Here is a 23207-nt window from a genome sequence, read left to right on the forward strand (position 1 = left end):
ATTTTCGCGGTGCCACTTCTCCGCCCATCAAAACATCAAAAATATGATCCGCTTCTTCAGCGTCCTTTACGGTAACCTTAAGAAACATGCGGCGCTCCGGATCCATAGTTGTCTCCCATAGTTGCTCGGGATTCATCTCTCCCAGTCCCTTATAGCGCTGGATATTAAACCCTTTAGTTGCTTGCGTGCCTCCCTCCGCCTCATTGTCGGATTCTTCGCCTTCATTCGTGTCTTCATTTTTTATTTTTTCACTCTTTTTATTTTTACCTTTCGCTTTTTCTTCTTTAGCGGCTTGCATTTCAGTAAGAACTTTTTCTTTCTCCGCTTCCGTATATGCATAACGAAACTCCCGTCCACGGCTAATTTTATATAAAGGAGGTTGAGCGATATACAAATACCCCGCTTCCACTATAGGGCGGAAATAACGATAAAAAAGCGTCAGAAGAAGTGTGCGGATATGCGCCCCATCCACATCGGCATCCGTCATGATAACGATTTTATGATACCGAAGCTTGTCTATATTAAATTCATCCGCAATGGCCGCACCCAATGCGATTACAAGAGCTTTAATTTCTTTGGAATCAAGCATCTTATCCAGACGCGCGCGCTCCACATTTAATATCTTCCCTCGAAGAGGCAAAATTGCCTGATTACGCCTGTCGCGCGCCTGTTTTGCGGATCCGCCGGCAGAATCTCCCTCAACAAGATACAATTCCGATTCTTCCGCTTTTTTTGACTGGCAATCCGCCAACTTTCCCGGAAGCGTCATCCCGTCCAAAAGACCCTTGCGCAGAATAGTATCTTTGGCAGCCTTAGCTGCTTTGCGCGCCTTTGCCGCCAAAATTACTTTTGCAACAATGGCGCGCGCATCCGTCGGATGTTCTTCCAAAAACATACCGAACGTTTCCGCGAACATGGATTCGGTAATAGTACGCGCTTCGGGGTTTCCTAATTTTGATTTCGTCTGTCCTTCAAATTGCGTCTCTTGTAATTTTATAGAAATGACCACCGTAAGACCTTCCCGTACATCTTCCCCCGTAAGATTTTCTTCGTCCTGTTTAAGAGCACTACTCTTACGTGCGTAATCATTAAGTACCCGCGTAAGGGCGGTGCGAAATCCGGTAATATGCATACCCCCTTCAGGCGTATGAATATTATTCGCAAATCCCATCTCGCGCCCCTGCAGGTCATCCGCATATTGGAGCGCTATTTCTATAAACGCCTCATTAACATCTTTGGAGGCATAAAAAATAGTCTCATGTACCGGCGTGATATCACGATTAAGATATTTTACATAAGACGCAATACCTCCCTCAAAATGAAATCCATAATGTTGTTCGTTTTCGGGATCACGTTCATCGCGAAGAGTCATCCTAATTCCGCGGGTTAAGTACGACTGCTGACGCGCACGGTCCAAAATGCGCTTCCAGTTAAATTCCTTTTCCGTAAAAATATCCGCATCCGGCTCAAACGTAACCGCCGTTCCCTGCGCCGTACATGTACCAACTTTTTTGACCTGCGCCTTCGGTACCCCCCGGTTATATTCCTGGCGATAGAGCGCACCTTCCTTGCATACCTCTACTTTCATGTTGGTGGAAAGAGCATTTACCACCGATGCTCCAACACCATGAAGTCCGCCGGACACTTTATACGCCCCACCGCCAAATTTTCCGCCGGCGTGTAGGGTGGTCATAATCGTTTCCAATGCCGATTTTTTCGTTTGCTTATGAATATCAACGGGTATACCGCGCCCGTCATCGGTAACGCGTACACTATTTCCCGGCAAAATAACGGCTTCAATATGATGCGCATATCCCGCCATTGCCTCATCAATAGCATTATCGATAATTTCCCATACAAGATGATGAAGTCCATCCGGTCCGGTAGAGCCAATATACATCCCCGGACGCTTTCGAACCGGCTCGAGCCCTTCTAATACAAAAATGTCCTTCGCGCCATAGTCCGAAGATCCTTTATTGCCGGATGTCTTTTTTTCCTCTTTTTTAGCCATATATGGATCCATGGTAGCAAAAAATCATACACTACACCAGTATATTTTAGGAAGCCTTTCTTTTTGTAAAAATGGATAGAATTATTATTTCCGCACCTCCCACTCGAGATGTTCGTCGAACGCTTTCATGATTTTTTGCATAATACCATCGACATCGCTGTCTTTAAGAGTGTGTTCATGCGATTGAAACACCAAACGAAACACCAAACTTTTTTTCCCGTCCGGAATTTCACTTCCCTCATACATATCAATAAGATCCGTATCCACAAGCAACTCTCCCGCCGTATTCTCTATTACATCGTACAATTCTACAATGCGATCAGATACGGGCACGAGAACCGCTATGTCCCGCATTATAGACGGATAGCGTGATATGGGCCGAAATTCTTTTTCCTTGCGGACAAGCCGCGCCAAACCATCGGCATCGATTTCAAAAAGAGCAACTTCTCCCCCAATTGAAAATCGCTCCGCCATAATGGGATGAAGCTCCCCCATAGTACCTATGCGTGTGCCGTCTATTGTTATATGCGCCGCCCGATGAGGGTGAAATACTATATCATCCGCCGAAATATCATCAAAATGTGCCGTAATGCCCAGGGCTTCAAAAAAACGGGAAAGAGAGCCTTTAAGTTCAAAAAATGAATGTGCTTTTTTTGATTTTTGTTTATGCGCGATAAATCCCCCCAAATGACGCGCTTCATGATGCGTCAGATCTTTTGCGCGAGAAGTACCAAATACGGAACTAAGCTCAAACATACGCACCGTACTTTCATGCTTCAAATTTTCCGCGGCATTTCGTAAAAGCCCGGGCGTAAGATATGCGCGCATATACTGAAATTCCGCACGAGCGGGATTCTCAAGCTCCAAATACATATGCGGCGTGTCTCCCATAGATGCAATATCACCCGCACTTACAAATGCATAATTATATGTTTCCTGAAACCCAATACCTGCCAGTATATCTTTCATTACATTTTGAAAAAATACAACCTCATCTACACGGGGCGGAATAAGTTCTCCGCGGGGCGGTATCGCTTTTACATTATCATATCCATATATACGCCCTATTTCTTCTATAAGATCTTCCTCAATGCGCAAATCTGTCCTTGCGGGAGGAGGTGTCACTATAAGAAAATCTTTTTTCACTGCAACAGTACAATGCGCACGCTTTAAAAGCGCCTGTATATCCTTTCCCTTAAGTGAGACGCCAAGAAGACTGTTTACATATGCGGGACGTACGGCGATGTGCGGAGCGGATTCTTTTTTGGGATATATATCAAAAACTCCCCGTACGGCTTTTGCGCCGGATATTTTCGCAATCAGACTGCATAAGCGCATAAGAGCATCTTCAGCAAGAAAAGCACTCATGCGTGCCGAATACCTAACAGATGCATCGGTACGAATACCGGTTTGCTCCGACGTACGGCGTATGCCCGGTCCGCTAAAATGAGCCGCCTCCAGTATAATGGTATGCGTATTGGAAGTAATTTCCGCTCTCGAACCTCCCTTAATACCCGCAAGAGCAAGCGGATCATCTTTATCGGCTATGACAAGCATGCTCTCTTCCAAAACAACATCCTGCCCGTCAAGCGTTTTCATTCTCTCGCCTTTTTTAGCATTCCGCACAATAATTTCTTTTTTCCCGGTACCGGAAAGCGCCTGGTAATCGAATGCATGGAGCGGCTGACCTGTTTCAAGCATAATATAATTTGTGGCGTCTACAATGGCATTAATAGACCTAATACCACACACATCAAGCCGTTCCTTCAGCCATGCCGGAGATTCCTTTATCTGAACGCCCTGCATAACGCGCGCCATATAACGCGTACATGCCTCTTTATTTTTTACCGAAACGGTAAGCATATCCTTTATATTCGTTCCTTTTTCTTCCGTACATGCCGCCTTTGGAGAGACAACCGTAAGTTTTGTAACGGCGGCGATATCACGCGCAAGCCCCGCGTGTCCCGACGCATCGGCAACACGATTGGGAAGAATGGCAATCTCAAACATATAATCCTTTCCGTGCTTTTTATATTCCTCCACCTCAAACGCATGCATGGTTAATATGTCCGCCAATTTTTCAGGCGACGGAAGTTTGGGGATATATTCTTTCAGCCAATTGTAAGAAAATTTCATATGGTATAACAGTAAACACTAAATTAAAATTGCTTCAAAAACCGCTCGTCTCCCGCATGGAAAAAACGAATATCCGGAATATGATATTTCATCATTGCCACCCGGTCGATACCCATACCAAACGCAAATCCCTGCCAATATTTCGGGTTTAAGCCGGCCGCCTTGAATACATACGGATGCACCATTCCCGCACCAAGTATTTCAACCCATCCCGTGCGTTTACAAACCGAACATCCTTTTTTGCCGCCGCATATAACGCAACTCATATCAACCTCCACCCCCGGCTCCACGAAAGGAAAATAACTCGGACGAAGACGAATAGTCACTTCTTTTTGAAACAATTCGCTTAAAAATGTCGTGATAATATATTTAAAATGTCCCAGCGAAACATCCTCTCCAACCATCAGCCCCTCCAACTGATACAACTGAATCTCATGCGATGCGTCCGTGGCTTCATACCGAAAAGCGCGTCCCGGCACAATAATCCGAAACGGCGGCTGATGCGCTTCCAAATAACGCACCTGCACGGGAGAAGTGTGCGTTCGCAGTAACAGCCGCTCTTTCTCCGCTCTCTGTCCTTCGTCTTTTTTCTGCTTAATCCAAAACGTATCCCACATATCCCGCGCCGGATGATCCGCCGGAATATTAAGTGCATCAAAATTATAATGCTCCGTTTCTACCTCTTGTCCAACGGCAATAGTAAAGCCCAAGGAAGAAAAAATGCGCTCGATATCGCGGCGGATGATAGTAAGGGGATGAAGTCCTCCTCGCGGCATTTTTACACCGGGTTGAGTAATATCAATGCGCTCCTTTCCAAGCCGCTCGGCATGTTCCTGCTTATTTAACACACGGCGTTTTTCCGCAATCACATCTTCCAGAACACTACGAAGTAAATTTGCCTCCCTGCCAATGTGCTTACGCTGATCGGGAGATAGGTCTTTTACTCCGCGCAAAATGGACGTTACCTTTCCGGAACGACCAAGATACGCAATTTCTATGTCGCGTAATGCCGTGGTATCCGTTGCGCTTTCTATGGAGCGAAGTGCTGATTCTTTAAGTATGTCGAGTGCCTGCATACCCCTATGGTACACATGATAGAGGCCAAGAGCAACATCGTTATTCCTTGCCTACAAATAAAAACCGCGGACCCGTATAATCGTATTCCGGCATGGTCACTTCTTCCAAAAACATATCTTTCGGACGCACAAACATCCGAAACGCTCCGTAAAGAGGTATGTATAAAACCATTTTTCCCATTGTTTCGGAATGTGTTACCTCTCCTAAAACAAGATACATCTTTCCTTTATAATGCTTATATATTCCTTTTTGTATTTCACCCATATGTTTATATTATTACATGCATAATTATTGCATTTCCCTCTTCCACATACTAAACTGCCATCAAATAGTATAATTTACTTTACATTATGGAGGTTGTCATGAAAGGGACTGAAACAGATTTATCCGTTCACGTTCATATTGTGTATCCACCTCGCCCCGGTATTGTATGTGCATGCACTGACTGCCGAACGCATCTTCGGGAAGGAAAGGCAATTATTGAATTAACTCAGGGAATACGCTGTTTTATATTGGAAAAACCCCATACCGTCCACTGTTGCGGCGCAATGCGACACGTACCATTCACGTTTAAAAGCATTCGCGGCGCTTCCCGTTTTGCAAAGCGCCTTCGCCGCCGCCTGCAAAACCCTCATGTATTCTCTAACCTGCGTGTTATTCCCGGATCTCTCGTAACGCAATATTTTAAGTCATAATCGCTCACACGAGCGGTTTTTATTTATAATTTCTTAAACTAGCCAAATGCGATAAGCACCCCATTTTACTTAATCTTACAATAAAATAAGAATCATTGCTTTCCCGCTCATACTCACAATGTTAATATTTTTTGGCATATAAACTTCCACCATCTTCTATTCACTGGGAGCGCGGATAGGCCGTCTATTCACCCGCAAACTAAGCGTGAAGAAGAGAGGTGGAATGATATGTGGAAATACTGTGCCCTATATATACATATAGGAATAGGAAATCATTTTTGTGTCGAACTTGTAATATTTTGTCAATTATTTCAAAAGAAGAAGCTCTAACAAGAATGTTAGAGCTTAAAAACTGATATGCAAGGTAACGATATTACCTACCTGTTTTGGGTTTTTCCGGCATGCCATGCCTGATAACAATAGTAAACAGCACCTATAATTGCCCCAACACACGCAATAAGAAAAACGGGATTCATTTCATCTATTGGTGTTCCCATAACAACCTCCTATGCAGGAATTCTTAAAAATCTTCTTAATCGCACAATGCTTCTGTCGCTTACAAACGGAACGGCCGGACCGCCCGCAAGTCCTTCTCGTGATGGTGCAAACAGCTCATAGGATAAGTCATACAGCCAGCCGATAACATATAACATCGCCATTCCACCAAATGAGAGTAACTGCCCAACATACCAATACCACAAAAATGACGCCACGCCAACGACTAGCAGAATACGCACTAACTTTTCAGGTCGCGGAATTGTTGTAATGAGCAACACATTGGTAAACGTCTGTTGTAGAATCACCCCAAACAAAACTGCATATAGAAAATCCACAAAACCAAATAGAAACCCCTGGACCCGCTCTTCATTAGCATCTGCCACAAAACACCTCCTTTTAAGATTTTAAAAAAGCATTGCATAAAAACATGCGTACGTCAAAACCGCAGGCGGATATGATTGTTTACCCTATTTAAAAACAATCCTGCATTACCCCACACAAATGGCAGCCATATGGGGAAATTAAAAATATGCGGTTCCGTGTAACTCCAAGCGCCGTAGTGTATTACAAGTGCTTCACTCAACGGGCCAAATAGAAATGCGACAATATAAATTATGATCGCGCTTTTATACCGTTCTGTCATCATCATACCAATACCAACAGCAAGCAGAAGAACAACCAATACAAACGGTTGCCGCCAAAAAAATGAGGTAAGCAATAACGTCGTAATAGTCAGAAGTCCGTTAAGTATTGTTTTATTTCTTTCTATCATTTTACAAGTATACCCAAAAATACTCAGATGGTATATACATATTATTGTTGTGTCTATTCACCTGCAAACTAAGCGTGAAGAAGAGATATGGAATGTTATACATTACCCGTTTTAATCCTATATCATACAGGAAGGGAAATCCTTCGCTTAATGAATATTAAACGATAGTTTTGCAACCAAACACGCATATAAAAAGCCTATTGAATATTCAACAGGCTTTTATATTCCGCCACGAGAAAAAAATTAATTCGTCTCAACAATGCCAAATGATTGCGTTGCTGAATTCCACCGCAACCCCACATGCACATCCTCCTTTTCCGTTATGGCACCATTAGCATCGCTGGGTACATATATGCCGTCTATCATAACCGTGTCCCCCACCAAACTTACTTCTGCAGTGGTGAGATCCAGGTTAGGAATGAACGCCCTGTCGGCAGGACGCAGTACCGTGATGGTGTTGGTTTGCACAACTGTTCCGCGCGGCTGAAAATGAACCTCCATGCGCACCGTATGCGTTCCGGACCGAATCACCCCCCAATTCATGGTGGCGGTAAAGCCGCCCACCAAACCGGCGTTGGGATGCAGAGCCTCAACATCTCTGCGAGACGTACAGCATGCCGCCGTAGACGGAGGAAAATTATCTATGGTAATAATAACCTCCACCGACTCATTACTATCAGCAGCAACCCATCCTTGGATAGGGGCAATACCGGATATAGTACTGCCGTCAGCCGGAGACTCAAGCTGTGCCGTATTCTCGGCAAGAGCATCCGCGGACAAAGTACCGACCATTACCGCTACAGCCAACAAAGTCGCGATCTTCTTCATACGCAACTCCTTTCATAAGATGTAAATTTACGTTTACACTATCACGTGGTAAGAAAAACACAAGTGGGATACATAATTTATGCTTTATGTAATTACTTTTTTGTTTTGTGTTTTGTGTGTTTTGTTTGTTTTGGGGTCAGCCACCATTCTTTCCCAGCAATCACATATCATGATTTTCTACTGCCTCTTCTAATATATTTTCAAACATCGTGTAATCTTCATCAGGGAGTAACGATGATAACGGGGATAAGCGTCCCTGACCCCGTTATTTTGGGCATCAAAGCACTTTTCAAACTCTGCTTCTGATATTCTACGAAGTGCCATTGCTAATAAACGTATCCACTCCAAGTCTTCTGCCCCTTTGTCTATTATTTGAATTATTTTCCTAAATAACGTTTGGCCGCCACGTGTTGACGTGAGTAGTTTCAGTCTGGAAATAGCATTGTCTACCGACTCAAAATGTACTGTGTACTCTCTGAGCAATGTCTTTAGCTTTTCCTCACGAGAAGCTTGGTCAATTCTTTCAACCCATTCAAATAATTTGTTTAAACCAGGGATACTCGAGACAATTGCTCCAGAAGTTGCCTCCGCTAGAACACCTGCTATTTGCTGAGGATTTAGCTCAACCTCCTCTAATAAGTTTGGTGTCTCATTACGTTTAACTACAGTTGATGTGGTCTTTGACTTCCTTTTCTTTTGCATGTTTGAGGGTTAATAAATTCACAGCGGCTTTGAGAATTACGAGTTACCAACAGTTTTAATAGTTTGGGCTGGATTTATACTACTGTAGCGGTAATGTTCTGGTGTGAAAAGAACATATCAAGCAATAATTGCTTCGCTAACTTACGTATTTCGCGTTTTCCACAACCCAATTGTACCGATAACAGAAATAATTACCCCAAGTAGAATGTGGAAAATGTTCTCTGGTTCCTGTCTCCATAAACAATCCTGTGTGGACGTGAATAAGCAAAACTGCGTCTCTGCTGCCAATAAAATAATAGAAATCCCTAAAACAGTAATCCCCCAAAAAACAACTTTTCTAAACATATTAACAATTTATTCTAGTAACTCATTGACTCTATCTATACTACCCGCTACTCTTTCCCCGAAAGGATTACTGAATCCTCCATCTGCTGGATCGTTACGTGAGTCATTGTATATAGACCCTAGTAGCTCAGGATCGTTTGCGACATCTGGTGCAAATTCCTTCCACTTATCAATCTGCTGTTGCAAGAACGCTGCCCCAATTATAGCGTTTGTCTCATTGTTATTAAGAAGATGAATCATCTTTAATCTTTGCGGCATGTTGCCTCCAAAACTGAAAGTGTCATCATACAATTGATCTACATCGAAGTACCCTGCATTTGCGGCATTTTGTGCTGTTGATATTCTTATCTGTCCCAATCCTATAGATGTATCAATACCGAGCAATCCACCATAAACATCGGTATATGTATCTATGAAATTAACGTTTAATGCCCCTCGTCTCTCTTCATAAATATTTGCCGCAAGAATGTCTGCGCGTACATCGGGATATCTACTAGCTGCATTTTTAATATTTTCACGATTGAATCTTATATCCAAACCTGCTCGAAACTTAGGGAAGAGGATATACTCTCCAGTAGGATCAACAAGATTAACAGGATTATTTCTCCCATACGCATACATATTTAATTGTTGTGGATCAGCTAAGAAACTTTCTGGAACATCTCTGCTCGCAGGGTCTTGTGAAGTGAATCTTCCTTTCGCAGGATTCTGATACCTCGCCCCTGCATAATTTAGCCCCGTAGAATCATCATACTCATACCCCGTAAACTTCCGCTTTTCATTGAAGTTTGTGTCTTGGTTGTCTACTCGTAGTGCTCCAAATGGGTAATAGTCAAGAACCTGCACCACGTCCCCGTTATCATCAGTAATCACACTCGAACCAGACAGATGGTCCGTATGGACATAATTCGTTGTCGTCGCCGTCCCTACCACCTCAATCGTAGCCACTAACTGCCCGTTGGCAAAAATATGCTTGGTTGTGGTTGCGCTAGAAATGGAATAGAGGCTATTGGCGTAGGTGGTAGTAGCGAGATCGTTTTCCGCAAGAAATACCCTTTGCCCGGTGTGATCATAGCCGTAGCTTGCTGTCGCACTTGTTGAGGAAGCCTTCTTCATCCTTCCGACATAATCCCACCGGAAGTTCCAGGTGCCGTTTGAGAGAAGATTTCCGGAGTTTGAGTACGTTTGGGTCGCACCATTAATATCCGTCGCCGCATGCGGGTTTGCGTACCCTGTTTCGCCGTAGGTGTAAGATCCTACATCACTCTTGCTGGTGATGTTCCCAATACTGCTATACGCATACGTCCGCACATAGTCGCTTTGGGTGGTGGTTGCGAGCGTCGTTGAGGCAGACGTAAGGCGGTAGAGATCATCGTACACATATTGTATTGTCTTTTCTGTATCCGTCTCCGAGGTGTCCACTATCTTTGTGATATTCCCCACATTATCGTACGTATACACAAAGTTTTGTATGCCTCCGGTGGTTGTAGCAACTCCTGGTACACCTGCGGCAGCAAGAGAGAAGGTAGATGTTGCCGTACTCCAGGCACCCTCTTTCCCATCATCGTCGGAGAACCTGATGCGCCAGTAGTAGATGGTAGAAGACGCTAGCGCGGAGCCGCCATAGGAAAGCTCGGGACTGCGGTTGCCTTCCGTGGTGGTTGCCATGGTGGTGGTTCCCGAATCCCAGTCGAGTATGGCCCAGTCTCCAATGGACGAGCTTGATACTTGAATACGATACCACGGGGCGAGATCGCCGCTATCGGGATCATTGTAGATGGCGGAAAATTCGGGTGTGGGATCTGTTATGTCAGTTGGGTTTGTTTGCGACTCCGTTTGGAGTGATGTGGGCGCGGTGGGGGCTTGGTTGCCTACATTCCACGTAACCGTCAGCACCGGCTCGTTGCCACCCCCTGCTTCGGCGGAATCCATGCGACAACGCGCGGTCTGACCATTGCCTAACCCGGGATCAGTGTTGTCAAAGTCCCCACTTATGCGAAGGAACATACGAGTTGGTTCCGCGTCTCCAGCGTCTTTAATCCATAAGAGTCCTGTTCCGTTTAATGTAAAGCGCGTATCCCCTGTTCTCTCCCCAACAGATATATCGGTAATATCGAGCCGGTTAGACGCAATCTCGGTAGTTTGAATAGCATCATAATCCCCTGCCGCTAGTGAGCTATCCGTGCCATCCACTAATGCACCCGCTTCATCCAATACACATTCCTGATCCCCTGTAGGGTCACCCAGCAAACGCGCTGTCAACTGCAAAGTGGAAGAGGCAATGGTAGCCCCGCTTGTGATGACATCATCTGTTTCAAATACTACAATGCTTCGGGTAATAATGTGGTTCGGGCTAAAGAATGCCGTATTTATCTGGAATAGGTGTCAGGTACCTTTTTTAGGTCTCCCTCTTGAACGAGTTGTTAATCCAAGATCAAATATATCAATTATTTGTTTTGTCCATTGAGAACTACCATAAGGCCTTCCTCTATTTACACAATCACGCATCTCTTCTAAATCTATGCTTTTCTCTTTAGTGTTTACATAAGAGAGATAATCGTCCGGTATTCCGATAGGCCATTTGGTGAGGAGTTTTTTCTGTTGATCACTTCCATACTCCCTTCTCCAAAGACTAGACCATTGCCAGTTTTCTGCTTTCCTAACTAGGTTTGCGCGTACCGGATTTCTTTCTACGTATCGTACAAGCTGTGAAAAATACTCATTTGTTTGTACGGGGAAGGATTTGTATCTTCCCTGATAAAGATGACCGAATCCTATGGTCTTATGAAACACGTGGTATCGTTGTGTATGAGTAAGTGTGAGCCACTGCATAAATCGGGACATTTCTCCATCCTCCTCTGGTGATACAACCAGATGCCAGTGGTTAGGCATAATACAATATGCGTATATCTTTACTTTAAATTTGTTATGTGCCTGATCTAAGATATTCTCAATACCTCTATAGTCTCCTTTCGTATTAAACAACTCAGTTCTGCTATTAGAACGGTTTATTACATGATAAATGATATCGGCTATATCTACTCGTGGAGCTCGTCCCATACATCAAATATATCATGTGAAGATGTGGGAGAAAAGGTACCTGACACCTATTTCTGACACCTATTTTGACACCTATTTTCCATTTCTCCAATAAGGTCATCTTTTTATGATGAAGCTAGTGATATTGTTGAGTCATTTACGGTTGTGAAATAGGTATTAGATGCTTTTTGGTGTACTTATTATGATAGGCTAGGCTACAAATATTTTCACCCTGTCGTTTAATTCCAGTTCTGACACTGTTCACAGTGTGGATAGCTTTTGGGGTCAATCACCAGCAAAATAAAATAGGTGCTAGGTACTTTAAAAAGTTAAATTGTGGTTCAATATCTTTTTTTCTGCCCGTTATTTGTTATTCCGTTATCGCTCCTGATGCTTGGCTAGCAACTGCTTTATTTGGGAAAGAATGACGGTTGGATATTTATACTCCTCTGCCCAATCTAAAGTTCGAAAGTCCCTGAGTAGGGCGAGCAGACAAATGTTAAATAATATTGTATAGTCTACTCAGTCTGAATGGAGGTCTTTTGTAATGGATGAAATTTGCGAGCTAACTCAAAAACTGACTCAGGCACGAGCTGAGAGTAATTTGTATGTAACTGCCCGCCTAGTTATGGTTCTGCAGAATATGGGAGTGGATGAGAACCTATATCCTAAAGAAAAATCAACTCTTCCCAACTCGCTCAACGACTGCAGGGATGGAAGCGGTTTGTTACCGACTTATCAAGGATATGAAATTGCGAGATGGCATTTGCTTCTGAAGTACTACTACGGAGACACTAAAGTTACCGATACAGATGCGGTGCTCATACAAGAAGTTGTGGATAAATACCACGCTGATGGAAATCTATATCAACTCGCAAGCTTAAAGCTGACTTGTGATTACCTTAAAACACCACCTGACCTAAGTCTAAGTCCTGAGGAAGAAATCAGGTTCAACGAGTATTTGGCCGCCATACAATAATATCTAGTAGCATATGGTGGCCATTTCTTTTTATAATATATAAATCTTTTTCAATCTCCCTCCAGTTCAAAGTTCTAAACCCGTCCAACGGTGGTAGCACTTCGACAGGCTCAATGTTTTTGCTTTGTATATGAACAAAAAGATTCTAATAATTGGCTCACCTGGTGCTGGAAAGTCAGTACTAGCAAAACGGCTTCACGACAAGTTAGGTATTGAGTTGATTCATCTGGACCAGTATTATTGGAAACCGAACTGGATAAAGCCCGAGAGTGACCAATGGGAACGTACTATTCAGGATTTGCTTAAGAAAGTCAGTTTCATTATGGATGGTAATTATCGCTCAACGCTTCATTTGCGCTTACCGATAGCGAATACAATTATTTTCTTGGACCCCTCTCGTTTTACATGCTTTTATCGGATAATAAAACGGAGACTTACTAAAAATCGTGAGGACGATATTTCCGGATGTGAGGAGAGGATTAGTTGGGATTTGGTGCGGTGGGTGCTATGGAGATACCCCCAGGTAGCGAGAAAAGATATCTTGCAAAAATTAAAGAACCTCAAAACCTCGAATCCCGATAAAACTGTAGTTATTCTGCAAGCAAAGAAGGAAGTTGATGTATTCTTACAAAGTTTTTTTAAGATACAAGAAATGAATCAATATTATGAATTACGAAGGAATAATAATTGAAGAAAGTTTAGAGGACAAAGATGTTCTTAAGGATGTTGAAATTGTGAATACAAAAATTGAATTTGTTACCGAAGGGCATAAAACGCCATGGGTTAAACAATGGACAATGTATACGGTGAATGTTGCCAAGGAAAGAGCGAAAGATGTTGCTGAAAAACTAAGGAATAGGTGTCAGGAATAGAGGAATAGGTGGAATAGGTGTCAGGTACCTTTTTTAGGTCTCCCTCTTGAACGGAATATGGTAACGGGGTCAGGGACGCTTTTTCGATCGCCAAGGATCTCGAACAGTTGATTCAAAATTAAATCGGAAGATACAGTATCAGGTACCTTTTTTCGCTACATGCGTATATGATGAAAAGCGATGTATATGAAATATGTTAGTATAATGGATTAACCATACACCATGAATATGCTTTTTGTCTGGTGGGTTATCAACAAGGGATTGCTGTAATAGCATAAAACAACATTGAGGTTATTATCTAAATGCTATAATCCTTGACTTTTAGATCCACGCGCGCGATGAATAAGTTCATCTCGAACCTGCTCAGCAACTTCTTTTGACAGTCCAGGCAATCTTCCCTCAGCACTAAGGCCTAATGCGCCATAGCGCGAGTATTGTGCACTAGCACCGGCAGTTTGTATGTGTAAATCAGAGAGTCCTAATGCCCTTGCAACAATGCCTCGATAAATGTCAACATTTTGGATTCTGTCATAAGGAATAGTTACATATTTTTTCCATACGATACCGAATTCTTTTCGAAATCCTTCTTCTGTAAACTCGTACCGATAAAAATGGTAACTTAAACGAGCCCATATCCATACGACTACCAAAAATAGTATCAAAACGGCAAAAGAAATGAGAAAATAGCTACTTGTTATCCATGCAGTGTCTACCTTAAATGCATCAATAAGAATACTTCCAAAAAAGAATGTTAAAAACAGTGTTATCGCGAAAAAGCGTAGTAGACCACTTATAAAGAGTAACCACACCGCTTTTGGATCAAGTTGTTTCATTGTTCTAAATTACTACTAATATGTTTTTATATTACCATAATAAGAAATATAAGGAGAAATAGGGTTAATTCCCTCTCTTAATAAGTCCTCCTCAACAGAAACAAGCACATGAGAACGCTATCCACACCTTCTATCACTCCAAGATAATTGTGCCCCTTTTTTGTTGCGGGAGCGGGAATTGCACCCGCGCCTGAAGGTTATGAGCCTTCCGAGGTACTACTCCTCCATCCCGCGATGTATTTTCGTACTTTATATTATCCACTGCGGAACTTTTAGGATACGGCTCATTGAGCCTTCCGATACAACCTCCTCCAGAGGTTGTATCCACTCCTCCATCCCGCGATTATTATTTCTTTTTTGCAATCCATAATGAATCACAATCATAATTGAAACTATACCCTAAATTTTAGTTTTGCGCAAGAATACTAGTATTTTTTTACAGAATATAGAAAAATCGAGCAATAATGTGTCAATTGATTATCGAACCTTAATAATATACTATATATAGCATATGGCAAAGTCTAGAGAAAAGTTACGCGCCCTACAATTGCGACGTAGAGGAAAAAGCATAAAAGAAATTGCTAATCTACTTAATGTTTCTAAAAGTTCTGCCAGTGTTTGGTGCAGAAATATTAATCTTACCTCAAGACAAGCATCCGCTTTAAAGAAAAATATGATACAAGCAGGTCACTTGGGAAGAATGCGTGGTGCTGAAACAAATCGAAAGAAAAAACAGGATGTTATTGATTATTTTACGGAAAGTGCTAAAAAGGAGATACAGCAGTTATCAAAAAATGAGTTTTTAATAGCGGGGCTTTGTCTTTATTGGGGTGAAGGAAGTAAAAAATCAAAACTATCTTTTTCCAATTCAGATCCTCACATGATCTCCTTTATGTTTGAGTGGTTTCAAGTATGCATGGATGTTAAAAAAGAAGAATTTATGCCACGGATCTTTATTAACGCCATACATGGTCCACGCATAAAAGAAGTTCTCACATTTTGGTCAGATTTATTAGAATTACCGGAAGAACAATTCTACAAGCCAATTTTACTCAAAGAACGTCCTAAGAAAATCTATGAAAATCATGACTCATATTATGGAGTGTTAGCGTTAGGAGTATCACAAGGTTCCCGTTTAAAATATAAAATTCTTGCACTTATTGAAGCCATGAAAAATAAAATGCCGGTGTAGCTCAGTGGTTAGAGCGGGCGCATCATAAGCGTTAGGTCGCAGGTTCAAATCCTGCCATCGGCACACAAAAATATACACTGTATATTTTTGTGCAATGCGACAGCTACGCCACACATATAAGGCGCAGCTATATATGAGCATTGTCACAATTCTATGACCAAAGAAAAAGAGCTCCAAAAGCTCAAAGAAGAAATGGAAGTACATACGTCCCTTCCTCTTGCCAATACGGCAACACTTGTTTTTGGTGAAGGAAGTCCGAATGCATCCATTTTATTTATCGGAGAGGCTCCCGGCTTCCATGAAGACAAACAAGGACGCCCTTTTGTGGGACGCGCCGGACAACTGTTAGATGAGCTGTTAAAAGAATTGGATTGGCCGCGGGAGTCGGTGTATATTACTAATATTGTAAAACGCCGACCGCCGCAGAATCGTGATCCCCTGCCGGAAGAAATAGATGCCTACAAGCCCTATCTGCAAAACCAAATAGATATTTTACAGCCAAAAATAATAGCCACGCTCGGGCGGTTTTCGATGAATTATTTTCTGCCGGACGCAAAAATATCAAAAACACACGGAAAACTCATGCGGGCGAAACCATATGTCGTGTATCCGCTTTATCATCCGGCGGCGGCATTACGGTCTTCCGCCATTAAAGAAGATCTACGAAAAGATTTCTTGCGGCTCCCGCAGGCAATTGCCCACATAGAACATATACCGAAAGATTCCCTTTTTAGCACCGATGCGTCTGATGATACGTCTTCCGCATAATATCTTGTGCGGATAATAATGGTTACGCCTTTGGCAAAAATGAAGTAAACCTTGATAATTAGAGAAAAAATGCGTACACTATATAAACATAAACTGCGGGCGTAGCTCAATCGGTTAGAGCACTCGCCTGTCACGCGAGAGGTTGCCGGTTCGAGCCCGGTCGCCCGCGCAGAAAAAAACCGCCGGATATAAGTCGGCGGTTTTTATTATGTGCGTAAATGCTCCCATTCTTTTCCTATGTCGAACAATGCATCTTCATCAAACCAACGCGCCATAAACTGAATACCAATAGGAAGACCGGTAGATGTTTTGCCGCATGGGACGGAAAGCGCCGGAATACCGGCTATGTTTGCCGGTACCGTATAAGCATCTTCCAGATACATGGAAAGCGGATCTTTTATTTTTTCGCCTATATTAAATGCCGGCGTTGGCGTTGTGGGAGATACGATAACATCTACTTCCCCAAACGCACGCTCAAAATCATGTTTTATGCGCGCGCGCACTTTTCCGGCTTTTGTGTAATATGCATCATAATACCCGGCGGAAAGTACATATGTCCCGAGCATAATACGGCGGCGTACTTCCTCTCCGAATCCGGCGCCGCGTGTCTTTTTATATACATCAATAAGTACATCAGCATCTTTAGAGAGTCCATAGCGAATACCGTCAAAACGCGCCAGATTGGCGGAAACTTCCGCCGGCATAATAACGTAATAACACGCAAGCGCATAATCGGTATACGGCAAGCTTATATCATGAAGCGTATGTCCTGCCGCTTCCAGAGCATGAAGCGCCGTCATAACGGATTCTCTCACCTCGGCATTGAGTCCATCGCCAAAATATTCCCTCGGTACACCTATATGCATCTTTTCATTTTTGCGTACTTCTTGCCCTTCTATCTCGGTTAATTCCACCGTAGTGGAATCAAATGTATCTACACCTTTTATAAGGTCAAAAATTATTTTAGCATCCTCCACTGTCTGGGTAAGCGGACCTATTTGATCCAAAGACGAAGCCATGGCAATAAGCCCATGACGGGAAACGCGCCCATATGTAGGTTTTAATCCCACCACACCGCAAAACGCCGCCGGCTGACGGATGGACCCGCCCGTGTCTGATCCTAATGCGGCAACTGCCGTGCCGGCGGCAACAGCGGCCGCTGATCCGCCCGATGATCCTCCGGGCACCCGTGCCGTATCGTGCGGATTTTTTGTGGCGCCGAAAGCGGAATTTTCGGTGGATGACCCCATAGCAAACTCATCCATATTCGTACGTCCCGCCATAATGGCACCAGCGGCTTTTAGTTTGCGGATTACGGTAGCGTCATATGGCGCCCTATACGACTCCAGCATCTTAGACGCCGCCGCTCCCTTTACGCCATTCATAAGGATATTATCCTTAACGGCAATAGGAACCCCCGCTAATGGAAATATTTCTCCCGCCTTTATACGCGCATCAAGCATATCCGCATCCTGCAATATACGCTCTTCATCAAACGAGAGATATGCATGAATATCCGCATCTTTATTCTTAATGGCACGAATAACATTCTCCCCTTCCGTGCGGGCAGACGAATCGCCTCTTTTTATGCGTTTTTGTATTTCTGAAATCGTATTCATATACTCTCTGTTTTTGTTTATTTCTTCAGTACCGATTTTACCTTAATAAACGTACCGTCATGATCGGGAGCTTCAATAATAAGTTCCTTTTCTCTTCCCTCGATTTCGCTTCCCTCCTCATCTTCACGAAATACATTTACCGCACTTCCCCCGTATATAAGCTCGTCACCGCCGCCCGTTTCCGCATTTTTTAATTTATCCACATAAGCAAGTATGTGCTCCAAATCCGCTCCAATACGTTTTTCTTCCGTTTCGGTAAGATCAATGCGTGCAAGTTCGCTGATATGATGAATATTTTTCATATATATGTGTGTGTTCTTTATATCTATAATTGCAAGAGGTCCCGAAACGCCTTTTCGTCCAATACGGATATACCTAACTGCTGGGCTTTACTATACTTGGATCCGGGATTTTTGCCAACTACCACATAATCCGTCTTTTTAGATACCGATTCCGAGGGATCTCCTCCATATGCACGGATAACGTCACGCACTTCATCTCTACTCATACCCTCTAATTCTCCCGTGACAACAATTCGTTTTCCCGCCAATATTTGCGTCACCCGCGGAGCATGCGGAGGGTCAAGCCGTATTCCCGCCGTATCAAGCTTTCCCAACAATGCGATATTATGCGTATCATGAAACCATGCATATATACTTTCAGCAACCTTGGCACCAATACCATCCACATGCTCAAGATCTTCCACGGAAAGTGCCGCAAGTCGTTTTCTGCACTCTTCCACCGAAAAGGATCGGCCCTTCGCTGAAGCGGTACCAAAAAACTTCCGTGCAAGCGTTATTGCCATTTCTTCTCCAATATGAAAAATACCCAATGCATATAAAAACCGTGCCACCGGCAGTCGCTTCGCGTGCGCGATAGACTCGATAAGATTTTTTGCCGATTTTTCTCCAAACCGCTCCAGTGGTACCAAATCTCCTTCCGTGAGGTCAAATACATCGGCGGCATCTTGTATCAGACTTTGATCGAGGAGAGCGTCAATAATTTTCGGCCCCAACCCATCAATATCAAACCCTTTCTTGGAAACCATGTGGTAAAGCCCTTCCCGTATAAGAGCAGAACATTTTTTATTTGTGCACCGATAAGCAACCTCTCCTTCCTTTTTCTCTATTGGACCGCCGCACATAGGACATGTATCCGGCATATGAAACCGCTTTTCACTTCCTGTGCGCAAATCCGTGAGAACGGAACGTATATCCGGAATAACATCACCGGCACGCCCCACGATTACCGTATCTCCCACACGCACCCCCAGCCGGTGAACTTCATCCATGTTATGAAGCGTGGCACGACTTACCGTAACGCCGCCAATAGCTACCGGCTCCAAATGCGCTACCGGAGTGAGTACTCCCGTTCGCCCCACCTGCACTTGAATATCCAAAACATGCGTAGTTGCCTCTTCCGGCGCAAACTTAAACGCCAACGCTCCCCGCGGTGTTTTTCCGACAACGCCAAGTGCATGAAATTGTTTTATATCGTTTACACTAATCACAAGACCATCAATGTGATACGGCAACTTTTCCCGTTTCTTTTCCACATCTCTCCAAAACAAAAATACATCCGCCGCCTCGGGAAGCACACGCGCAAGCGCGTCCGAACGAAATCCCAATGAAGAAAGAATAGCATGACTTTCTTCATGTGTTTTTTGCCCCATATCGGTGACAACATCATATCCCAAAAATACCAAATTACGATCTTTTGTTATGCGCGGATCAAGTTGGCGTAAAGATCCTGCCGCAAGGTTGCGTGGATTTGCATAGGGTTTTTCTCCCTTTTTTTCCTGTTGTATATTAATAGCCTTGAATGTTTTTTTTGTAATAACAACTTCCCCACGAATCTCCACTTCCCCTTTTGTTATATGCCGCGCGATATCGGGACGCAATTGAGAGGCAGTATGCGTTTCCAGTTTGAGCGGGATGGATTCCACTGTTTTTAAATTCTGTGTTATGTTTTCTCCCACACTGCCATCTCCACGAGTTGACCCTTGGATGAATATGCCGTCTTTATACACCAGACTAACCGCAATGCCGTCAAATTTTACCTCACCAAACAACGGAAATACGGATCGTTCTTTTTTAAGAAAACGATCCATACGATTCGTCCATTCCACAAACTCCTGCTCCGTAAATACATCCTCCAAAGAAAGCATACGGACGGCATGTGTTACTTTTTCAAATTTGGAAAGCGGTTCCCCTCCTACACGCTGGGTGGGAGAATCGGGTGTTATGAGTGCCGGAAACATATCTTCCAGCTGATGTAATTCATGCTTTAATGAATCAAGTGCTGCGTCTGAAATTTCCTGCGTATCCCGCACATGATACAAATAACGGTGATGATTGATCACCGTGCGAAGTTTTTTAATTCGTTCTTGCGCCTCTTTTTCCGTCATAGTCATGGATTACAAAGAGCATCCGACCGGATCGGTAATAACAAGTCCGCGTTCCACCATACCCGGCTGTCCGGTTACTCCGCATGCTCTGTTTGTGCCGTATGAATCAATGCGCGTACATGTCTCTCCCCCATTTGTGCGTACCCGCACTTGAGCGCACCGTTGATTTGACCCTACCGAAAAATCAAAACTAAAAGAATAATCCCCTGATGATCCGGTGACGGTTATATTCTCTCCATTGCATTGTATCGGACTTGTTGCACCGGAAAACGGAAACGCATTTTCCTTAATTTGCCAATAAAGCGCACATTCTCCGCCTGCGTCGGACGCGTAAAACGCTTCAAGTGACGGCGTAAGCCCCCGGGTGATACGAATTTCTCGGAAAAAAACATTGAATACTCCCACCGAAATAGCAATTGCAATACTGCCAATAAGAACGGCCAGAAGAAGGGCAATGCCTTTTTTATGATTTTTTCTCATACAATTAAGTAATTAAAGGGATGGGAATATGCTTCGTTTTGTAACGGTCGTTTGCAATTGCAAGCTGGCATACTCCGCCTGCCGGGTTGGAATACCGCTTTCTACCTCTATTACAATTGTTATTTTTTCCTGCTCTACAAAAGCACCGATTCCCGTTGTATAAAATCGAAGACGCGTAATGGTACGCTGTGGATCGGTAATGGGAAACCATGGTCCTGTACTCTCCTGCCTTTCAATAACGCCGCCATTAAGACGATATGTTACCAATTCTCCCGAAGTAGATCTTTGAAATGAAAACATATTACACCCGGCGGGCCAATCGCATCCTCCAATATAATTTTCCCCCGTACGTATATCACGCGCCATCGATTCAAGAGCAAAACGAATATTATCGTGCGTATTTTGGACATTAAGAACCTTTTTCTGAACCGTATTTAAGGAAAGAATTACACTCGTGGAGATTAAAGCCACAACGGAAAAAATGCCCACCGCAACAATCATCTCAAGCAGAGAAAACCCTCCGGAGCGATTATAATGATATATGTTACCTATGAGATTTTTCATAGTATACTTCTCATGTCTTACGCTATGCATATATTTATCACATTACTATTGCCAATTAAGCAAAATTTCTTCCACTACCACCGATTTTACCCCCACACCAAAACGACGCGGCCACGTTACGGTAGAACGCACGCGAACTTCTTTATGTGTTGTGATTTCGGTAACTTCAATAGTGCGAATAAACGGTGTAACCATTGTGCCGGACATTTCATAACTGAAAATTCCCGTCGTTGAATTAAAACGGAGCGGTGGGCATGGTCCGCCGGTACACTTGCTGAATGTCACGTTACCCGTTGCCGTGCTTAACTGTGCTATGCACGCCGAGCCATTACAGGGAGCACTTCCCTTCACCAATATATTATCCATCCAGTTATTCGGATTTGAAGACGCAATACGGTTGGAATCTCGCTTCCAGCGTATGTACTCGGCTCCCTCTTGTGCAAGCATAGTAGCCGTAAGCTCGTCTCTGAATGTAGTTATCGTGCGTAAACTAAGGTTAACCAGAGATGTTGCACCGGTAAGAACAAGCATTAAAAGAGCAATTGCGACAATTGTTTCTATAATAGAAAATCCGCTTTTGTTTTTACTCGACATCATTATAATTCTTCAATTGATATAGCTCCCGTTGTCCATATGATCACTTCCCGCCGAAACGTATCGCCGTCCACTCCGAGACGAATTTCAAAATCTCCCGAACCAAAATTTACCGGAGGCCCGCCGCTCGTTCCCACACCTAACACGCGAATGGTTGGTGCCGGACGTTCGAATGTGATACTAAGAGAACCGATAGCGCAGTCTTCCGGTGGCGGTGGCGTAGCCTTCACCAACCGGCAAATTTCATCAACTTTTACCCCTCGCGAAAGAAATACGAATTCAAGCTCTTCTCCTATTCCCGGCGTATAAAATTGATCTCCGTTTATATCGGAAAAAATAATGTATTTATTATTATTTCCCGGAGTTGTGTCAAAATATACCCCGAATAAACTCTGAAATTCTCCCGAAGCGCTAATGCGTGTACCGGCGGCGCGCGCACCGGCATCTCTTAACGCAAGTGCCACCAACTGTGCATCACGCTCAATAGCAAGTGTACGACCAAAACGTGGGTAGTTGGCAAGAGTAACGGTTGTTAAAATAACCATAATACTAATGGCGACAAGAAGTTCTGTAAGAGTAAATCCACGTGAAGAATGTTTCAAGTAATTCATGCTATGCCATTAAGTATACAGTATATTACCCGTCCCACAAACAAAATACCGCCTTTAAGGGGTATTCTGTTTGTTGGCACTCTCATAAGAATTTATTGTTCTTCAAATCCGGGATTACTTGCTTTTAACGTAAGAGGGACATTTACGATTGCTGTTTTTCCACCTCCCGATCCTCGTACCACGAC

The 23207-nt window shown here is 43.5% G+C and carries 25 protein-coding genes and 3 tRNA genes; 8 read left to right on the forward strand and 20 right to left on the reverse strand.

Features of this window, described 5'->3' with window-relative positions:
• The 4 genes from gyrB to COU90_00130 all read right to left on the reverse strand — a co-directional run.
• On the reverse strand, positions 1–2011 hold a 2011-nt coding region (gyrB, locus tag COU90_00115), incomplete at its 3' end, for a DNA topoisomerase (ATP-hydrolyzing) subunit B (protein PJE64934.1).
• 84 nt (positions 2012–2095) lie between these two features.
• A complete protein-coding gene (gene pheT / locus COU90_00120; protein ID PJE64910.1) occupies positions 2096–4147 on the reverse strand; it encodes a phenylalanine--tRNA ligase subunit beta in 2052 nt (683 codons plus the stop codon).
• A 23-nt stretch (positions 4148–4170) separates the two neighbouring features.
• Complete coding sequence (locus COU90_00125) at positions 4171–5223, reverse strand: phenylalanine--tRNA ligase subunit alpha (protein PJE64911.1); 1053 nt, start codon at positions 5221–5223, stop codon at positions 4171–4173.
• Between the two features lie 40 nt (positions 5224–5263).
• On the reverse strand, positions 5264–5488 hold the full coding sequence (locus COU90_00130; protein ID PJE64912.1) for a DUF1653 domain-containing protein: 225 nt from the start codon (positions 5486–5488) through the stop codon (positions 5264–5266).
• Positions 5489–5574: 86 nt separating this feature from the next.
• Between COU90_00130 and COU90_00135 the strand changes: the two genes are divergently transcribed.
• Complete coding sequence (locus tag COU90_00135; GenBank protein ID PJE64913.1) at positions 5575–5919, forward strand: hypothetical protein; 345 nt, start codon at positions 5575–5577, stop codon at positions 5917–5919.
• Between the two features lie 506 nt (positions 5920–6425).
• Here COU90_00135 and COU90_00140 read toward each other — a convergent pair.
• The 7 genes from COU90_00140 to COU90_00170 form a co-directional block, all read right to left on the reverse strand.
• Positions 6426–6800, reverse strand: a complete 375-nt coding sequence (locus tag COU90_00140; GenBank protein PJE64914.1) for a hypothetical protein — start codon at positions 6798–6800, stop codon at positions 6426–6428.
• A gap of 53 nt (positions 6801–6853) precedes the next feature.
• Positions 6854–7189 carry a hypothetical protein gene (locus COU90_00145; GenBank protein PJE64915.1) on the reverse strand — a complete coding sequence of 112 codons (336 nt, stop codon included), beginning with the start codon at positions 7187–7189 and terminating at the stop codon, positions 6854–6856.
• Between the two features lie 243 nt (positions 7190–7432).
• The gene (locus COU90_00150; protein ID PJE64916.1) at positions 7433–8017 is read right to left on the reverse strand and encodes a hypothetical protein; all 585 of its coding nucleotides are present in this window, start codon (positions 8015–8017) and stop codon (positions 7433–7435) included.
• 189 nt (positions 8018–8206) lie between these two features.
• Entirely contained in the window at positions 8207–8719 is a 513-nt protein-coding gene (locus COU90_00155; protein PJE64917.1) for a hypothetical protein, read from the reverse strand.
• A 141-nt stretch (positions 8720–8860) separates the two neighbouring features.
• On the reverse strand, positions 8861–9064 hold the full coding sequence (locus COU90_00160) for a hypothetical protein (GenBank protein ID PJE64918.1): 204 nt from the start codon (positions 9062–9064) through the stop codon (positions 8861–8863).
• 9 nt (positions 9065–9073) lie between these two features.
• Positions 9074–11332 carry a hypothetical protein gene (locus tag COU90_00165; protein PJE64919.1) on the reverse strand — a complete coding sequence of 753 codons (2259 nt, stop codon included), beginning with the start codon at positions 11330–11332 and terminating at the stop codon, positions 9074–9076.
• A 117-nt stretch (positions 11333–11449) separates the two neighbouring features.
• Positions 11450–12091 carry a hypothetical protein gene (locus COU90_00170; GenBank protein PJE64935.1) on the reverse strand — a complete coding sequence of 214 codons (642 nt, stop codon included), beginning with the start codon at positions 12089–12091 and terminating at the stop codon, positions 11450–11452.
• Between the two features lie 559 nt (positions 12092–12650).
• Here COU90_00170 and COU90_00175 point away from each other — a divergent pair.
• The 3 genes from COU90_00175 (at position 12651) to COU90_00185 (ending at position 13954) form a co-directional block, all read left to right on the forward strand.
• Positions 12651–13082 (forward strand): hypothetical protein, encoded by a 432-nt coding sequence (locus COU90_00175; protein PJE64920.1) that lies wholly within the window; start codon positions 12651–12653, stop codon positions 13080–13082.
• Between the two features lie 130 nt (positions 13083–13212).
• Complete coding sequence (locus COU90_00180; GenBank protein ID PJE64921.1) at positions 13213–13773, forward strand: AAA family ATPase; 561 nt, start codon at positions 13213–13215, stop codon at positions 13771–13773.
• Positions 13748–13954: a hypothetical protein gene (locus COU90_00185; protein PJE64922.1), complete on the forward strand. Its 207-nt coding sequence runs from the start codon at positions 13748–13750 to the stop codon at positions 13952–13954. Before COU90_00180 ends, COU90_00185 begins: the two co-directional genes overlap by 26 nt.
• 305 nt (positions 13955–14259) lie before the next feature.
• Here COU90_00185 and COU90_00190 read toward each other — a convergent pair whose 3' ends face one another.
• Positions 14260–14787, reverse strand: a complete 528-nt coding sequence (locus COU90_00190; protein ID PJE64923.1) for a hypothetical protein — start codon at positions 14785–14787, stop codon at positions 14260–14262.
• Positions 14788–14947: 160 nt separating this feature from the next.
• A tRNA-Met gene (locus COU90_00195) sits at positions 14948–15021 on the reverse strand.
• A 277-nt stretch (positions 15022–15298) separates the two neighbouring features.
• On the opposite strand from COU90_00195, the gene COU90_00200 reads away from it, so the two are divergent.
• The 4 genes from COU90_00200 (at position 15299) to COU90_00215 (ending at position 16916) form a co-directional block, all read left to right on the forward strand.
• Positions 15299–15979, forward strand: a complete 681-nt coding sequence (locus COU90_00200) for a hypothetical protein (GenBank protein PJE64924.1) — start codon at positions 15299–15301, stop codon at positions 15977–15979.
• Positions 15970–16042: transfer RNA gene (locus tag COU90_00205), tRNA-Met, on the forward strand. The genes COU90_00200 and COU90_00205 overlap by 10 nt, the downstream gene beginning before the upstream one ends.
• 90 nt (positions 16043–16132) lie before the next feature.
• Positions 16133–16747 (forward strand): hypothetical protein, encoded by a 615-nt coding sequence (locus tag COU90_00210; GenBank protein PJE64925.1) that lies wholly within the window; start codon positions 16133–16135, stop codon positions 16745–16747.
• 95 nt (positions 16748–16842) lie between these two features.
• Positions 16843–16916 (forward strand) — tRNA-Asp (locus COU90_00215).
• Between the two features lie 37 nt (positions 16917–16953).
• On the opposite strand, the gene gatA is transcribed toward COU90_00215, so the two are convergent.
• From gatA to COU90_00250, 7 genes are read right to left on the reverse strand one after another with little or no spacing between them, the layout of a single operon-like run.
• Positions 16954–18366, reverse strand: coding sequence for an Asp-tRNA(Asn)/Glu-tRNA(Gln) amidotransferase GatCAB subunit A (gene gatA, locus COU90_00220; protein ID PJE64926.1), 1413 nt, complete (start codon positions 18364–18366; stop codon positions 16954–16956).
• Positions 18367–18383: 17 nt separating this feature from the next.
• Positions 18384–18668 (reverse strand): Asp-tRNA(Asn)/Glu-tRNA(Gln) amidotransferase GatCAB subunit C, encoded by a 285-nt coding sequence (gene gatC / locus COU90_00225; protein PJE64927.1) that lies wholly within the window; start codon positions 18666–18668, stop codon positions 18384–18386.
• 23 nt (positions 18669–18691) lie between these two features.
• Positions 18692–20773, reverse strand: a complete 2082-nt coding sequence (locus COU90_00230; protein PJE64928.1) for an NAD-dependent DNA ligase LigA — start codon at positions 20771–20773, stop codon at positions 18692–18694.
• A gap of 9 nt (positions 20774–20782) precedes the next feature.
• Positions 20783–21253, reverse strand: coding sequence for a hypothetical protein (locus tag COU90_00235; GenBank protein ID PJE64929.1), 471 nt, complete (start codon positions 21251–21253; stop codon positions 20783–20785).
• A 12-nt stretch (positions 21254–21265) separates the two neighbouring features.
• Positions 21266–21847, reverse strand: a complete 582-nt coding sequence (locus COU90_00240; protein ID PJE64930.1) for a hypothetical protein — start codon at positions 21845–21847, stop codon at positions 21266–21268.
• A gap of 15 nt (positions 21848–21862) precedes the next feature.
• A complete protein-coding gene (locus COU90_00245) occupies positions 21863–22414 on the reverse strand; it encodes a hypothetical protein (protein ID PJE64931.1) in 552 nt (183 codons plus the stop codon).
• Positions 22414–23022, reverse strand: a complete 609-nt coding sequence (locus tag COU90_00250) for a hypothetical protein (GenBank protein ID PJE64932.1) — start codon at positions 23020–23022, stop codon at positions 22414–22416. The genes COU90_00245 and COU90_00250 overlap by 1 nt, the downstream gene beginning before the upstream one ends.
• Between the last annotated feature and the right edge of the window lie 185 nt (positions 23023–23207).

The sequence above is a fragment of the Candidatus Ryanbacteria bacterium CG10_big_fil_rev_8_21_14_0_10_43_42 genome, from assembly GCA_002793915.1.
GTDB lineage: Bacteria > Patescibacteriota > Minisyncoccia > Ryanbacterales > 2-02-FULL-48-12 > 1-14-0-10-43-42.